The 15,211-nt window shown below is 58.8% G+C and carries 8 protein-coding genes, 1 tRNA gene and 4 pseudogenes; 4 read left to right on the top strand and 9 right to left on the bottom strand.

The annotated features are described in order from the left end of the window. Nucleotides 1-112 precede the first annotated feature (112 nt). Nucleotides 113-952, top strand: coding sequence for a sterol desaturase family protein (locus ACTG2B_RS07800; RefSeq protein WP_439995471.1), 840 nt, complete (start codon nucleotides 113-115; stop codon nucleotides 950-952). Between the two features lie 97 nt (nucleotides 953-1,049). Here ACTG2B_RS07800 and ACTG2B_RS07795 read toward each other — a convergent pair. The 9 genes and pseudogenes from ACTG2B_RS07795 to tadA form a co-directional block, all read right to left on the bottom strand. Next, a pseudogene (locus ACTG2B_RS07795) lies at nucleotides 1,050-2,464 on the bottom strand (basic amino acid/polyamine antiporter). Nucleotides 2,465-2,473: 9 nt separating this feature from the next. Continuing rightward, the gene (locus ACTG2B_RS07790; RefSeq protein WP_439995470.1) at nucleotides 2,474-3,376 is read right to left on the bottom strand and encodes a homocysteine S-methyltransferase family protein; all 903 of its coding nucleotides are present in this window, start codon (nucleotides 3,374-3,376) and stop codon (nucleotides 2,474-2,476) included. Nucleotides 3,377-3,669: 293 nt separating this feature from the next. After that, entirely contained in the window at nucleotides 3,670-4,212 is a 543-nt protein-coding gene (locus ACTG2B_RS07785; protein WP_069555291.1) for a hypothetical protein, read from the bottom strand. 19 nt (nucleotides 4,213-4,231) lie between these two features. Next, nucleotides 4,232-5,550: pseudogene (locus ACTG2B_RS07780) on the bottom strand (hemolysin family protein). A 190-nt stretch (nucleotides 5,551-5,740) separates the two neighbouring features. Continuing rightward, nucleotides 5,741-6,450, bottom strand: a pseudogene (gene phoU / locus ACTG2B_RS07775) (phosphate signaling complex protein PhoU). A gap of 85 nt (nucleotides 6,451-6,535) precedes the next feature. Next, nucleotides 6,536-7,354 carry a phosphate ABC transporter ATP-binding protein PstB gene (gene pstB, locus ACTG2B_RS07770; protein WP_005334102.1) on the bottom strand — a complete coding sequence of 273 codons (819 nt, stop codon included), beginning with the start codon at nucleotides 7,352-7,354 and terminating at the stop codon, nucleotides 6,536-6,538. A gap of 133 nt (nucleotides 7,355-7,487) precedes the next feature. Beyond that, a complete protein-coding gene (pstA, locus tag ACTG2B_RS07765) occupies nucleotides 7,488-9,137 on the bottom strand; it encodes a phosphate ABC transporter permease PstA (protein ID WP_019446688.1) in 1,650 nt (549 codons plus the stop codon). Between the two features lie 32 nt (nucleotides 9,138-9,169). After that, nucleotides 9,170-11,407 (bottom strand): ABC transporter permease subunit, encoded by a 2,238-nt coding sequence (locus tag ACTG2B_RS07760; protein WP_184232272.1) that lies wholly within the window; start codon nucleotides 11,405-11,407, stop codon nucleotides 9,170-9,172. 204 nt (nucleotides 11,408-11,611) lie between these two features. Further along, nucleotides 11,612-12,093 (bottom strand): annotated as a pseudogene (tadA, locus tag ACTG2B_RS07755) (tRNA adenosine(34) deaminase TadA). Between the two features lie 324 nt (nucleotides 12,094-12,417). Here tadA and ACTG2B_RS07750 point away from each other — a divergent pair. The 3 genes from ACTG2B_RS07750 (at nucleotide 12,418) to aceB (ending at nucleotide 15,152) form a co-directional block, all read left to right on the top strand. Then, nucleotides 12,418-12,494, top strand: a tRNA-Pro gene (locus tag ACTG2B_RS07750). A 223-nt stretch (nucleotides 12,495-12,717) separates the two neighbouring features. Next, nucleotides 12,718-12,858 carry a hypothetical protein gene (locus ACTG2B_RS07745; RefSeq protein WP_005334106.1) on the top strand — a complete coding sequence of 47 codons (141 nt, stop codon included), beginning with the start codon at nucleotides 12,718-12,720 and terminating at the stop codon, nucleotides 12,856-12,858. A 686-nt stretch (nucleotides 12,859-13,544) separates the two neighbouring features. Then, a complete protein-coding gene (aceB, locus tag ACTG2B_RS07740; RefSeq protein ID WP_439995469.1) occupies nucleotides 13,545-15,152 on the top strand; it encodes a malate synthase A in 1,608 nt (535 codons plus the stop codon). Nucleotides 15,153-15,211 lie beyond the last annotated feature (59 nt).

Raw genomic sequence — 15,211 nt, 5'->3', positions numbered from 1 at the left:
TCTGCTGCCGCGCCATATTTCATGCCATCTCTTCGTTGGCTGAAAAATGTTAATGAAATATTAAAACCATCCTTTATGCTGGAGAGCAATTGCTCTGAATGGATGGCCGCATATGGATGTGCAACTGCTTCTACTCTACCTCTCCCCGGTTTTTCTGGCCTTTATCGGCTGGGAGATGCTCTACCTGCGCAAACATGGCGCGGCCTTTCCCACCGCCACCTACCAGTGGCGGGATCTGTTCGCCAACGCCGCCCTGGCCCTGATGCACCAAGGGGGCGATGCGCTGGCGGCCATCGCCATTGCTTATCTGTATGACACCCTCTGGGGCTGGCGACTGTTCGACATCGAGCTCACCTTCTGGAGCGTATTGCTGCTGTTCCTGTTGCAGGATCTCTGTTACTGGCTGTTCCACTTCACCAGCCACCATGTGCGCTGGCTGTGGGCCTCCCATGTGGTGCATCACAGCTCGGAGCGGCTCAATCTCTCCACTGCCTTTCGCCAGAGCCTGATGTACCCCATCTCCGGCATGTGGCTGTTCTGGATCCCGATGATTGTCATCGGCTTCCCGCCCGAGGCAGTCATCGCCACCGTGCTGCTGAGCCTCGGTTTCCAGTTCTTCGTCCACACCCAGGTGGTGGGCAGACTCGGCTGGCTTGAATGGGTCTTCAACACCCCCTCCCACCACAGGGTGCACCACGCCAGCAACGCCAAATACATAGACCGCAACTTCGCCGGGGTGCTGATCATCTGGGATCGGCTGTTCGGCACCTTTGTGGAAGAAGACCCGGCCGAGCCGTGTCGCTTTGGCATCACCAAGCCTATCCACAGCTTCAACCCCCTCACTCTCACCTTCCATGAGTGGCGCGACATGCTGCGTGACGCCCGTGGCCTACCCTGGCGACAAAAACTCGCCGTGCTGTTTGGCAAACCGGCCGGACCTGCCAGCCGCTGAGCCTTCGTCCCGGATAGCAAGTCCCTGATAACCAGTCCCTGATAACAAGAGAGCGCCATGGTGGCGCTCTCTTTTATGGTCAGTCATATCTTCGATATCAGAGATGGGCAAACGACCAGACGGCGGGGATCAGGCTCAGCAAGGTCACTCCGGCCAACAGCCGCTCGCGACCACTCAGGCAAAGATCTGCGCCCAGCTGACGGCGGCTGTAGAGAAACAGCAGCAAGCCCGGTCCGTAGAGCAACAACGACAGCAGCAGATACTCCACCCCGGCGGCATAGAGTAGCCAGAAGCCGTAACCGCTCGACACCAGCGCCACTGCCCGCATCAGGCCTCGGCCCTGCCCACTCTCTCCCTCTTGCTGAACGAAAGCTTGAGCAAAAACAGCCCGATCAGCAGGTAAGGCACCAAAATCATCGAGGTCGATATAAGCAGCAAACTGGTGTAGCCCTTGCCGAGCAGCCATACCAGCAGCAGGCAAGTCTGCACCGTCAGGCTGGTGAGCCAGAGCGAGGCGATAGGCGTCCCATTGCGGTTCTGGCGCCGGAAGATGGCGGGAAACGCACCGTGGCGGGCTGCGCTGAACGGCACCTCCGCCGAGAAGAGGGTCCAGCTCACGTAGGAGGCAAGCACCGAGACGATAAGGCCGACGCTGATGAGCAGCTTGCCCCAGGAGCCGGTCATCTGGGCCATCAGCCCTGCCATGGAGGGGTTGGGCAGCGCTGCGAGCTCGGGCCGACTCAATATTCCGAGCGCCAGCACCGAGATAAGCACATAGAGCAGCAGCGCCAATAGCACCCCAAGCACGGTGGCCGTGCCCACATCCCGCCGGTTTTGGGCGCGGGCCGACAACACCGCCGCCCCCTCGATACCGGTGAAGACCCAGAGGGTGATCAGCATGGTGTTGCGCACCTGCTCGGAAACCGGCACCGCCAGGCTACTACCCTGCTGATCCGCCGCGAAGGTGACCGGATCGAACCAGTAGCAGGCGAACAGAATAAACAGCAGCAGCGGCAGGCTCTTGGCCAGGGTCGCCACCAGATTGAACAGCGCCGCCTGCTGCACGCCGCGAGCCACCAGCAGGTGCACCGCCCAAAGGATGCAGGACTCGCCGACAAACGCCGCCAGGGTATTGCCGTCACCAAACCAGATCTGCTCCGGCGTATCGACAAAGCTGCCCAGCGCCGCAAAGGCGATCACCAGATAGCCCACCACGCCGATGGTGGCACAGAGCCAGTATCCCCAGGCGGAGAAGAAGCCCACCAGCTCGCCAAAACCTGCGCGGGCGTAGTTGTAGATGCCGCCGTCGAGATCCGGTCTGAGTCGCGACAGATAGAGAAAACTCATGGCGAGCGCCAAGATGCCCACACCCGTCACGCCCCAACCGATCAGCACGGCGCGGGCGCCTGCCACCTCGGCCATGTTCTGGGGCAGGCTGAAAATCCCCGCCCCCACCATGGAGCTGAACACCAGCGCGGTGAGAGACCAGAGCCCAATCTTGTTCTCTTTCATGGAAGCTCCTTAGCGCAACCGGCTGCTCAGCGCCTGAATATGCTCGGGACCGATACCGCAGCAACCGCCGATGAGGTTCGCCCCGGCCCCGCGCCAGCGCTCGGCCCAGCCAAGGTAATCCAGCGGCCCCAGATCGGCGCGGATCTCGTCCAGCCCATCGTTGGCGGTGGCCTCTTTGGGTTGCGGCGGGAAGGCGTTGGCATAGGCACCGAGGCGGATGTCGCTGCGACCCTCTGCCTGCAACGCAGCACTTGCCACCTTGAGCGCCCCCTCAATCACCTCGGGCTGACAGCAGTTGAACAGGATGGCATCGACCCCGGCCGCCACCAGCGCGGTCACCGCATCAGCCACCTGCTCGCCGGAACGTAGTCGCGGCTCGTTGCCCGGCGCCTCATCTTCCAGCGTGAAGGAGACCCAGAACGGCTTGCCATCGTCAGGCAGCAGCGCTTTCAGGGCCAGTGGCTCGGCAATCAGGCTCATGGTCTCGGCCAGCCAGATATCCACATGAGGGGATAGCGCCCGGATAAGCGGCGTCGCCAGCTCGCTCACCCGGTCCGCCTTGAACAGGTCGGCACGGTAGGAGCCAAACAGCGGTGGCAGAGAACCCGCCACCTGCACGGCGCCCTTCTGCTCGTCAGCCACCTCACGGGCCAGCTGACCGGCCAGCGCTGCCAACCCCTCCCCGTCGGCAAAGAAACGCTCATCGCCGATATGAAACGGCACCAGCGCATAGCTGTTGGTGGTAATGACCCGGGCACCGCTAGCCACATAGGCCTGATGCACGTCACGCACCGTCTCTGGCGCCTCCATCAAGGCCAGCGCCGACCACTCGGGTTGACGAAACGGTGCCCCCCGCCGTGCCAGCTCGCGCCCCATGCCCCCATCCAGCACCCACAATTCCCTGGTTTCCATCTGTCGTGTCTCTTCGTTATGTGCGTTGTTTATTTGCGTATTTATCTGTTTGTTTTGTTGATCTGCGGTTTCACATCGAATCGCTGCAGATCGTCCTGCTTCATCCTGTGAAGCCCTTTTATTGTGCAGCCATAAAAACATATGGATGTTTAGATGGCCAAAACAAGATAAAGCAAAGCGCCACAGGCGGCAATCAGTATCAGCAGAAATCAGCGTGCAAACGGCGAGGCAAACGCAGAAATGCAAAAGGCCACCCGAAGGTGGCCTCTTCACAATCTTGATCCGCTGGTAACTTAACGCCCGGCCAGCACTCGCTTGATCTGTTTGACCCAGTCGGAGACCCGACCCTGCTGCGGCAGGCCACGCCAGATCTGCTCCCACTGGGCAGGGCTGAGCGGACGACCGAGGCGACGCTGCACACCCGCATAGAGGTAGTCATGGGCCGTGGTGGCCGCATGCTCGGAGGTGAGGAATTTGGATACCGGATCGGTCAACCGCACATCCCGCATGCCGAGCAGCGGATAGTCGTTGTGCACCGCCGCCAGCATAGTCTCGCGCATGGCGGACTCGATATAACCACGGGCAAACAGAGCGGTAACCGACTCCAGCGACCCCTGATCCGGGCCATGATACTGCTCATCAAAGACCGGGCTCGGCTCTGCCATGCCGCTTTGTACCACCGCATCGGGATCCGGCTGCGGCACCACCACGGCAGGCTTGGGGGCAACCGGCTTGGCTGCCACTGTGGCTTTGCGCGGCGCACTCTGGCTACAGGCACCCAGTGCCAGGGCGAGCGCGACACAGGCCAGCGCACGGGAATGAGACTGCATCTTCATGACTCTTATGTCGCTCCTTTTACGATTCCTGAGCAGGCTTCTCGGCCACAGCCGGTTCGACCCGGGTAACCAGCAGCTGATCAATCTTGTAACTGTCGATATCCACCACTTCGAACTTGTAACCGGCGTATTTGACCGAGTCAGTGCGCTTGGGGATCTTGCGCAGCATATACATGATAAAGCCGGCGATGGTCTCGTAGTTCTGGTTCTCGGGGAACTCTTCGATATCGAAGGCGCGCATCACGTCGGAGATGGGGGTCACCCCGTCCACCAGCCAGGAGTTCTCGTCACGCTGGACGATCTGCTCTTCCACCACGTGGGTGGCCCACTCACCCATGACGGTACTCATTAGGTCGTTCATGGTGACGATCCCCACCACCAGCGCGTACTCGTTCATCACCACGGCAAAGTCGCCACGATGATTCTTGAAGTACTCCATCGCCTCATAGAGGTTCAGGGTATCGGGGATGATGATGACGTTCTGCACCAGGTTGCCACCGATCAGGTCGATGCTCTGGCCGCCGATAACGCGGATCAGCAACTCTTTGGCATCGACAAAGCCCTTGATGCTGTCGAGGTTGTGGTCACAGACCAGAAACTTGTTGTGGGGATGTTCGGCGATCTTCGCCTTGATGCTCTCTTCACTCTCTTGCAGGGTGAAGTAGATGAGGCTCTCGCGGGCCGTCATGGCAGAGGTGACACCAAGGGACTGCAACTCGAACACGTTCTCGATGAGCTGATGCTCCTCGCGCTGGATAACCCCCGCCTCGGCACCGGCATCCATCACCGCATAGATATCGTCGGAGGTGATCTCGTCGTTACGCACCGTGGAGACACGCATCAGACGGAACAGGGAGTTCGCCAATCCGTTGAAGACCCACACCAGCGGCATCAACACGGTGACGAAGAAGAGCATCGGGCGCACCACCACCACGGCAATCTGCTCGGGCATGGTCATGGCCAGACGCTTGGGCATCAGGTCGGCGATCAGGATAAACATGCCGGTGACAAACACGAAGGAGGCACCGGAGCTGATCTCGCCAAGCCAAGGCCCTTGGTAGAACTGGGAGACAATCCCCTTGATGGCGGGGTTGAGGCAGACTCACCCAAGATACCGCCCAGAATGGCGACGGTATTGAGGCCAATCTGCACCACGGTGAAAAAGTTGCCCGGTTGGGCCTGCAGGGCCAGCACCTTTTCGGCCTGGCGATTACCTTCATCCGCCATCACCTGCAATTTGATTTTGCGAGACGCGGCGAGAGAGATCTCGGAGAGGGAGAAGAACACACTGCCGCCAACCAGCAGCATTAAAAAGAACAAACTATCGGCAAAACTCATGATTAACCTATTGCTACACCCGCCTTAGCACAAGACGGCAAACTGGGCCCGGGAGACCGGACCGTGAGCCCATCCGGGACTCACACAGGGGGAGTATTCTATCAGAAAACAGCCAGTTGGGGGCTTTATCTTACTCCGACCAGTTATGCAACAAAAAAGGCGCTTCACGCGCCTTTTTATTCACTTCCGGTTAGCCCTTGCCCAGCAGGGTGCCCAGATCGTCCGCCTTGGTGTGGCGCACATCCTTGCCTTTCACGTGTAGACGATGTACTCGCAGATGTGCTGGCAGCGATCGCCGACCCGCTCGATGGCTCGCGCCGCCCACAGGACGTTGAGAACCTGGGGGATAGTGCGGGGATCTTCCATCATATAGGTCATCAGCTCGCGAATGATGGACTCGTACTCGCGGTCTACCTTGTCATCTTCCTTGTAGACCGCCAGCGCCGCATCCAGATCCATGCGGGCGAAGGCGTCGAGCACATCGTGCAGCATCTTGATGGTGCGACGGCCCATGTTCTCCAGCGACACCAACGGCGGCTGCGGCTTGTTGGCGTTGTCGGTCAGCATGCGGGCGATCTTGTCGGCCACGTCGCCAATGCGCTCCAGATCGGTGATTGTCTTGATGATGGCCATCACCAGTCGCAGGTCGGATGCTGTCGGCTGACGCTTGGCGATGATGCGGGTGCACTCCTCGTCGATCGCCACTTCCATCGCGTTGACCTTGTGGTCGTTGGCCACGATCTTGCGCGCTGCATCGAGATCCTGATCGTGGATCGCCGCGATGGCGTCGGTGAGCTGCTGCTCCACCAGACCGCCCATCACCAGCACCTGGTTGCGCACGCTCTCTAGCTCGGCATTGAACTGACCGGAGATGTGTTTATTGAGGTTCATATTGTCCATACAAATAATCCTTGATTGCTCCGATTATGCCTTAGCCGTTGAACCGACTGCCAATCTGTTTGCTGAGATTCATCCTCTCCTCTCCTTAGCCGTAACGACCGGTAATGTAATCTTCGGTCTTTTTCTTGGCCGGGGTGGTGAAAATGGTATTGGTATCCGAGTACTCGATAAGCTCGCCCATATACATGAAAGCGGTCTGATCCGACACTCGCGCAGCCTGTTGCATGTTGTGGGTCACGATCACCACGGTGAACTGGCTCTTGAGCTCGTTGATCAGCTCCTCGATGGTGAGGGTGGAGATGGGGTCGAGCGCCGAGGTCGGTTCATCGAGCAGCAACACTTCCGGCTCGATGGCGATGGCGCGGGCAATCACCAGACGCTGCTGCTGACCACCGGAGAGACCGAAGGCGTTGTCATGCAGACGATCCTTCACCTCGTCCCACAGGGCCGCACCGCGCAGGGAGCGCTCGGCCGCTTCATCCAGAGTGCGACGATCGTTGATCCCCTGCAGGCGCAGACCATAGACCACGTTCTCGTAGATGGACTTGGGGAACGGGTTCGGGCGCTGGAACACCATGCCCACCTGACGGCGCAGGGCGGAAACATCGACGCTCTTGTCATAGATGTTGTGGCCGTGCAGCTGGATTTCCCCTTCGATGCGGCAGATCTCCACCAGATCGTTCATCCGGTTGATACAGCGCAGCAGGGTCGATTTGCCACAGCCTGACGGGCCGATAAAGGCGGTCACCTGCCCTTTGGGGATCTTCATGTTGACGTTGAACAACGCCTGCTTGCTGCCGTAGTACAGGTTGAGATCCTTCACCTCCAGCGCGGTCTGCTCCGGGGTCAGGTTGAGCAGGTCCAGCGCGGTGTGCTGGGTAGACGTGGTCGTTACGTTGATCATCTGTTACCTCAAAATCTATCTGGAGTGGCCGGACAGCTGCCGGCGCCCCTCACGTATTGGTGCAGAGAGATGGCGGCTCGCGCTCGGCCGCCCCTCTGTTATCTCACTCTTGTATCACTCAAGCGGCGCCGGATTAATGCTCCAGCGACCGGAATTTCTCGCGCAAGTGGTTACGAATACCGATAGCGGTCAGGTTCAGACCCACGATCACCGTCACCAGCAGGAAGGAGGTGGCGTAGACCAGCGGGCGGGCCGCCTCGACGTTGGGGCTCTGGAAGCCGACGTCATAGATGTGGAAGCCCAGGTGCATGAACTTGCGCTCCACATGCAGATACGGGAAGTTGCCATCCATCGGCAGGGTCGGTGCCAGTTTTACCACCCCCACCAGCATCAGCGGCGCCACTTCACCGGCTGCACGGGCAATCGCCAGAATAAGGCCGGTCATGATGGCCGGGCTCGCCATCGGCAGCACGATGCGCCACAGGGTCTCGGCCTGGGTGGCACCCAGGGCCAACGAGCCCTGACGGATGGTGCTCGGGATCCGCGCCAACCCCTCTTCGGTGGAGACAATCACCACCGGCAGGGTCAGGATGGCCAGGGTCAGCGCCGACCAGATCACGCCGGGTGAGCCAAAGGTCGGGCTCGGCAGCGCTTCCGGGTAGAACAGCTGGTCTAACGAACCGCCGAGTGTGTAGACGAAGAAGCCCAGACCAAACACGCCGTAAACGATGGATGGCACGCCCGCCAGGTTGATCACCGCGATGCGGATGATCTTGGTCAGGCTGTTCTTGCCCGCGTATTCGTGCAGGTAGACTGCCGCCACCACCCCCAGCGGGGTCACGATGATCGCCATCAGGAACACCATGAACACGGTGCCGAAGATGGCCGGGAACACCCCGCCCTCGGTGTTGGCTTCACGGGGATCGTCAGAGACGAACTTGCCGATTTGGTGGAACCAGTGACCCACCTTGGCCAGCAGGCTCATGTCGTTGGGCCATACCACGTCCAGTACCTTGGACATCGGCATGGTCACCAGCTCGCCACGCATATCCTTGACGGTGATGGCGTCACGGTCCGCTTGGCTACGCAGTGAGAAGAGCTCTTTTTCCAGCACCTGATAACGATCGTTGAGGGCCTGACGCTCGCTGGCCAGCTCGGCTTTGAGCTGATCGGTCAGCTTGTCATCCAGCTCGGCCTTGCGCTCTTTCAGGCGCAGCCGCTCCAGTTGATAGTTGATGCTGCCGATGTCCCCTTTTTGCAGATCGTTGGCCTGTTCTGAAAGGGCATTGGCTCGCGCCAGCACCCGCTGCAGGGCAGGATGCAGATCAGAGGTGAGCTCGCGGCCATCCTCTTTCACCCCGACGATATAGCCGTAGAAGTTGCCGTTGGTGGCACGCTCAACCATGGCCAGCTCGGCTGGCTGGCTCTGGGACTTGATGTCCGTCTCCAGCACCCAGCGAAAATCGAGGTCAACGAACTCGCGGTTGCCGGTCTTGACCAGATAGCGGGTCAGCAGCTCGCGCTCTTCCCCTTCCAGTGGCAGACCTGCAGCGCGCAGTCGCTCCACCGGTACCTGCTCGCGATCGTTGATCTCGCCGATCAGTACGCTCTTGTTGCCGCTGGCATCTTCCAGCTGCCACTCATAGATGGGGTGGGGCCAGAAGTAGACCAGACCACGCCAGCCGATCAGCAGCAGCAGACCCAGTACCGCCACCAGACTCAGGCTGACGGCACCGCCGGTCATCCAGATCCAGGGGGCCCCTGATTTAAACCACTTACCCATTGTCGATTCCTTGTCCATTACAGAGTCGCCCCTTACATCGAGCTGTATTTTTCACGCAACCGCTGACGGACAAACTCGGCCAGGGTGTTGAACAAAAAGGTGAACACAAACAGGACAAAGGCCGCGAGGAACAGTACCCGATAGTGGGAACTGCCCACTTCCGATTCCGGCATCTCCACCGCGATGTTGGCGGCGAGGGTGCGCAGCCCCTGGAACATGGAGAAGTCCATGATGGGGGTGTTGCCGGTAGCCATCAGCACGATCATGGTCTCGCCCACGGCGCGGCCAAGGCCCATCATCACCGCAGAGAAGATGCCCGGGCTCGCGGTGAGGATCACCACCCGGCTCAGGGTCTGCCACGGGGTGGCCCCCAGCGCCAACGAGCCCTGGGTCAGGTGCTTGGGCACCGAGAAGACCGCATCTTCAGCGATAGAGAAGATGGTGGGGATGACCGCAAAGCCCATGGCGATACCGACCACCAGCGAGTTGCGCTGGTCAAACTTGATGCCCATTTCGTGAGTCAGCCAGATGCGCGAATCGCCGTGCATAAAAGCATTCTCGATGAGCGGGCTCAGGGCGAAGGCCCCCCAGCCAATCAGCAGTAGCACCGGGATCAGCAGGATGGCGTGCCACCCCTCCGGCAGCCAGGACTTGCCGCGCTCCGGCAGATAGTTCCAGAGCAATGCAGTCAGCAGCATCCCCATCGGCAGCAATATCAGCAGCAGGATCACCCCGGGCAACGCACCCTCGATGATCGGCGCCAGCCACAGACCCGCCAGGAAGCCCAGGATAACGGTCGGCAGCGCCGCCATGATCTCGACCGTTGGCTTGACGTATTTGCGCAGCCCCGCCGACATGAAGTAGGCGGTATAGATGGCACCGGCCACGCCGAGCGGCACAGCAAACACCATGGCGTAGAAAGAGGCTTTCAGCGTACCGAATACCAGCGGCACCAAACTCAGCTTGGCTTCAAAGTCGTTGCTGGCGGAGGTGGATTGCCACACATACTGGGGCTCCGGATAGCCTTCGTACCACACCTGTTGCCAGAGGGCAGACCAAGTCACTTCGGGGTGTTCGTTCTCCACCGAGAACAGCTTGAAGCTGTTCCCTTGCTGCATCAGCAACAGGTTGTGACGGGGGGAGATGGCCAGAGCAGAGAGTTCGCCCCCTTCCACCGTCTCGGTCAGCAGCTTGGTCTCGCCGGTAGCGTGGAAGAAGCTGATGATGCCGTCCTTGTCGGCACTGATGAAGCCTTTGCGAAAGTGCTCGGGAGTCAACAGATCCACTGCGCCATCACCCTTGAAGTCACGAATTTGGGTGAACTGGCGTTTGCCATCCTTCGCCACTTCGAACCACTGGGAAATCACGCCGTTGTCATTACCCACCAGCAGTGAAGAGGCGCCGGAGAGCAGCTGAACCCGGGTCACATTGGCGTTGGGGGCATTGATCTCCAACACGTTGCGCAGGGAGATTTCGCTCAGGTTATGAATGTCATAGACGGAGAGGCGATTGCCCTCGCGCACGAACAGGATCCGCAGATTGGGGGTCAGCAACATCTGATCCACATGGCGCGGCAGGGAGGGAATCGTGTAGTTTTCACTGCTCCACTCAATCTCCCCGGAGATGAAGTTCTCCTCACCGTTCATCACCGTCATCACGCCACGACCATCTTCGGTCACGGCGGCGGTCGCCATCTTGTCCTTGGTGGCTTCGAACACCATCAGTTGCAGTGCCTTCCCTTGCGGGTCGATCACCACCGGCTCTTCGCCGAAGGGATATTGCAGACTGGGTTCAATCACCCGCACATCGTTGGGATAGGAGACCTTGAACGCTGGCTGGACGACCTGCGCCTTGCCATCGGCAAAGCCGTAAGCGATCAGCCGCTGACCAGGAGCAGGGGTCGCTACCGTGGTGATGTCACCAGCAACCTGAGCCTGACCCAGTGACTGGCCGACCTTGATCTTGTCATCTCCCTGCACCGCAAAGAAGTTGACCTGCCCTTTATCGCTGAAGCGATAGCCGATCTCGTTCTGCTCTTCCACGCCGAGCCAGGCGGTCTTCCCTGCGGCAGGCAGGGTAAACGAGGCGGTCGGCTCCATGGAGGCGCCATTGAAGATGGGTTTCACCACATAGAGCAGATAAAAGAAGATAAGCAGCAGCGCCACCAGTACCAGGGCTCCGCCTGTGGTGACGCCATATTTGGCCAATTTATCCTTGATCCGGCGTTTTCTACTGCCCGCCATGACCAGGTTTAACGATTCCGATGACATGCAAGACCTCAATGTAAGCTAGGCTTCGCGGCATTATATGGCGGTTGCATGACAGTTTTGTTACATCGAGAACGCTTTAACTGAGGTTGTTAACGGAAGAATGGGCGGGGATCCCTTCGAAGGCGGGCGAGCGTAATATATTGTTTATAAAGGGATATTTATGCTGATAATCAACAAGGGCAGCCTGCGCTGCCCCCGAATGATTCAGGAAAGGGTATCGTTTGATTGTTGCAACGCCAGTTTGGCCGCCTTTTTCTCGGCGCGACGGCGCTTGAAGAAGGCCGACAACTGGGCCGAGCAGGCATCGGCCAGCACACCGCCGGTCAGCTCGACGCTGTGATTGTGGCGCGGGTCCTGCAAGATCTCGAACACCGACCCCGCAGCACCGGTCTTGAGGTCTGGGCGCCGTAAACCACCCGCTTGACCCGGCTATGGATCAGCGCACCGGCACACATACAGCAGGGCTCCAGCGTCACATAAAGAGTGGTGTCGAGCAGCCGGTAGTTCGCCAGCTGCTTGCCCGCCGCCCGGATTGCCATCACCTCGGCATGGGCACAGGCATCGTGTTCGCTGATGGAGCGGTTCCACCCCTCTCCCACCACCTGACCATCCAGCACCAGTACGGCACCGACCGGGATCTCGCCAATCCCTTCGGCCCGGGCGGCCAATGCCATGGCATGGCGCATCCACTGTTCGTCCTGCTCGGTTTGACTCTGTGCCTGACTAGGTATTTCTGGGACCTCTGATGGTTTCACGCCCATCCCCTCTTTATATTGTTCAATTGTGCTGTTTGCATTCCAGCTATTCATACCTGTCAGATGATTCCATAGATAGCAGGCATGATAGCTCGCGGTGACAGGGCGGCGATTATGCCAAATCTGCACGTCAGACCCAAGCCACATCCAGACTGAGCAATAAAGAAGCAATCGGCATCTCTATGATAAAAAAGGAGTTGCACCCGTTTGGCCATGCTATTAGACTTCCTCCCCGTCAGCCGAGTCTGACTCCGTCGGTGTGTAGCGCAGCCAGGTAGCGCATCTGCATGGGGTGTAGAGGGTCGGAGGTTCGAATCCTCTCACACCGACCATTTTCCCCGAGAATAGCCCAGTCAAAGGACTGGGCTATTTTTTTGCCTCCGATTTATCCTCCTGACAACGTCAGCCTACCAAGAACAAAAAACACTCAGAACCACTTGAATCTTTTTGCCGAACTCATTAAGATGCGCAACTTTCCGCCGGTAGACAACACAGGGAGGTGGAAACACGAGTGAAGGGATCACTGTCCGGCTTGCGTGCAACACAGGACCAGGCATGAACCAGAACACCGATTTCGCACCCGCCATTACGCTTTATTCCGTTCCTCACGACACCCCTTGCCACACCGAAAGCGAAAATGAACAGGTCATTCAGCTGGATGTGATCGATCTGGCCGAACCGGATGATGACTATTGAGCCCGGCCAGATGGCCGCTCATCACCAGCACATCGCCTGTTCAACGCTCTCCGTTTCAGGCCCTTGGCGAGAAATCTGCAAAAAAAACAAACTGCTAGTTCTATCAAGGATGGCAGTATTATTGACTGATGCGTCTCCCCCTTTCCTCCCCGGCATTCCCCCCGACAACTGATACAAACCTACGTTATTGCACTTCACTTTCCATCGCTGCAACCGCTGGTGCCAACAGAGCCTGCATCACCACGCCAAGTTTAAAACGCACGTTCACCAATCAGGTCTAGCATTAGCAAAACATTCATTGCCACATTCAAACGCGCTTTATACGGCTGTTTTGGCAAAGCCTGGAGTTATGTCGGGATTTGTTTTTGCATTTGTAATTTTATTACGTAATAAGTTACAAAATGAGGGGCAGGGTAACGGCCCAAATTAGCCGTTGTCCGATGGGAAAAAGCAGGAGCATAACCATCTGCGTAGAGCTTTTATACCAATCCAATAAAACAATAAAAAACATCAACTTAACTATATCGAAAAAACAGGCGTTTAAAAAAAACTGTTGACGTATTCAACAATATTTCGCACCTTATCAATCGTGTTACCCCGTTGTTGCGGGAACGTTTCAGGAACAGGGATTCGACTTTAGTCGTAGTTAGTAAGTTCAAAATGTAATTCTCAAAGGAGTGAACCTTATGTCGGCACCGGCTCAGACCCACTGCAGCGCCCGCCTTCGCATCCAGGGCGAGATGCTACCCGAATACGCGCAAATTCTGACGCCGGACGCGGTGGCTCTGGTCTCCGAACTGGTGGAACGTTTTGCTCCCCAAAGAGGGGAATTGCTGAAACAACGTGTGGCACGCCAGGCCCGTATCGATGGCGGCGAGCTGCCGGACTTCCTGCCGGAAACCGCCCACATCCGTGAAGGTGACTGGACCATTCGCGGTATTCCCACCGACCTGCAAGACCGCCGTGTGGAGATCACCGGCCCGGTCGAGCGCAAGATGGTGATCAACGCCCTCAACGCCAACGTCAAGGTGTTCATGGCGGATTTCGAGGATTCACTGGCTCCCGCCTGGAATAAGGTGATCGAGGGCCAAATCAACCTGCGAGATGCGGTCAACGGCACCATCTCTTACACCAGTCCGGAAGGAAAGGCCTACACCCTGACCCACAATCCGGCGGTGCTCATCTGCCGGGTGCGCGGTCTGCACCTGCCGGAAAAACATGTCACCTTCGATGGCGAGCCGATCCCCGGTGGCCTGTTCGATTTTGCTCTCTACTTCCTGCACAACTATCAGGCGCTGCTGGCCAAAGGCTCGGGCCCCTACTTCTACGTGCCCAAGTTGCAGAGCCATCTGGAAGGGCGCTGGTGGAGCGAGGTGTTCGCTTGGACCGAGGACAAGTTCGGCCTGCCCCGCGGCACCATCAAGGCCACCGTGCTTATTGAAACCCTGCCGGCCGTGTTCGAGATGGATGAGCTGCTCTATCAGATGAAAGATCACATCGTTGCGCTGAACTGCGGCCGCTGGGACTACATCTTCAGCTATATCAAAACCTTGAAGAACCATCCGGATCGGGTACTGCCTGATCGTCAGGTGGTGACCATGGACAAGCCGTTCCTTTCCGCCTACTCGCGGCTGCTGATCAAGACCTGCCACAAGCGCGGTGCGCTGGCGATGGGTGGCATGGCCGCCTTTATTCCGGCCAAGGACGCGGCCGTCAACGAGCAGGTCTTCGCCAAGGTCAAGGCCGACAAGGAGCGCGAAGCCAACAACGGCCACGACGGTACCTGGGTCGCCCACCCTGGCCTGGCCGATACCGCCATGGCGGTGTTCAACGCCACCATTGCGGCTGGTGCCAAGAACCAGATCGGCGTGCTGCGTGAGCAGGATGCCCCCATCACCGCCGCCGACCTGCTGGCACCCTGTGAGGGCGAGCGGACCGAAGCAGGGATGCGCACCAATATCCGGGTTGCCCTGCAATATCTGGAGGCCTGGATCAACGGCAACGGCTGCGTGCCCATCTACGGTCTGATGGAAGATGCCGCCACCGCCGAGATCTCCCGTACCTCCATCTGGCAGTGGATCCGCCACGGCAAGAGCCTGTCTAATGGCAAGGTAGTGACCAAAGAGCTGTTCCGCCAGATGCTGGCCGAGGAGCTGGAGGTGGTCAAAGCCGAGGTGGGCGCCGCACGCTGGCAGGCAGGACGCTTTGCCGAGGCGAGCGAGCTGATGGAAGAGATCACCTGCGCCGACACCCTGATCGATTTTCTGACGCTGCCCGGTTACGAGCGGCTCTGAATCACGGGCCCCCAGCGGGGCTCGCCAATAACAAGTCTATGGAAACGTGAAATCAATGA

This window comes from Aeromonas sp. 30P, assembly GCF_051919805.1.
Lineage (GTDB): Bacteria > Pseudomonadota > Gammaproteobacteria > Enterobacterales > Aeromonadaceae > Aeromonas > Aeromonas veronii.
The sequence above is the reverse complement of the archived record's forward strand: the minus strand, read 5'-3'. Positions and strand labels throughout refer to the sequence as shown.

Bases quoted from the DNA above. Each gene is read 5' to 3' on its own strand.
- ACTG2B_RS07790 (WP_439995470.1), bottom strand. From the start codon at position 3,376: ATGGAAACCAGGGAATTGTGGGTGCTGGATGGGGGCATGGGGCGCGAG.
- ACTG2B_RS07760 (WP_184232272.1), bottom strand. From the start codon at position 11,407: ATGTCATCGGAATCGTTAAACCTGGTCATGGCGGGCAGTAGAAAACGC.
- pstA (WP_019446688.1), bottom strand. From the start codon at position 9,137: ATGGGTAAGTGGTTTAAATCAGGGGCCCCCTGGATCTGGATGACCGGC.
- ACTG2B_RS07745 (WP_005334106.1), top strand. From the start codon at position 12,718: ATGAACCAGAACACCGATTTCGCACCCGCCATTACGCTTTATTCCGTT.
- aceB (WP_439995469.1), top strand. From the start codon at position 13,545: ATGTCGGCACCGGCTCAGACCCACTGCAGCGCCCGCCTTCGCATCCAG.
- ACTG2B_RS07785 (WP_069555291.1), bottom strand. From the start codon at position 4,212: ATGAAGATGCAGTCTCATTCCCGTGCGCTGGCCTGTGTCGCGCTCGCC.
- ACTG2B_RS07800 (WP_439995471.1), top strand. From the start codon at position 113: ATGGATGTGCAACTGCTTCTACTCTACCTCTCCCCGGTTTTTCTGGCC.
- pstB (WP_005334102.1), bottom strand. From the start codon at position 7,354: ATGATCAACGTAACGACCACGTCTACCCAGCACACCGCGCTGGACCTG.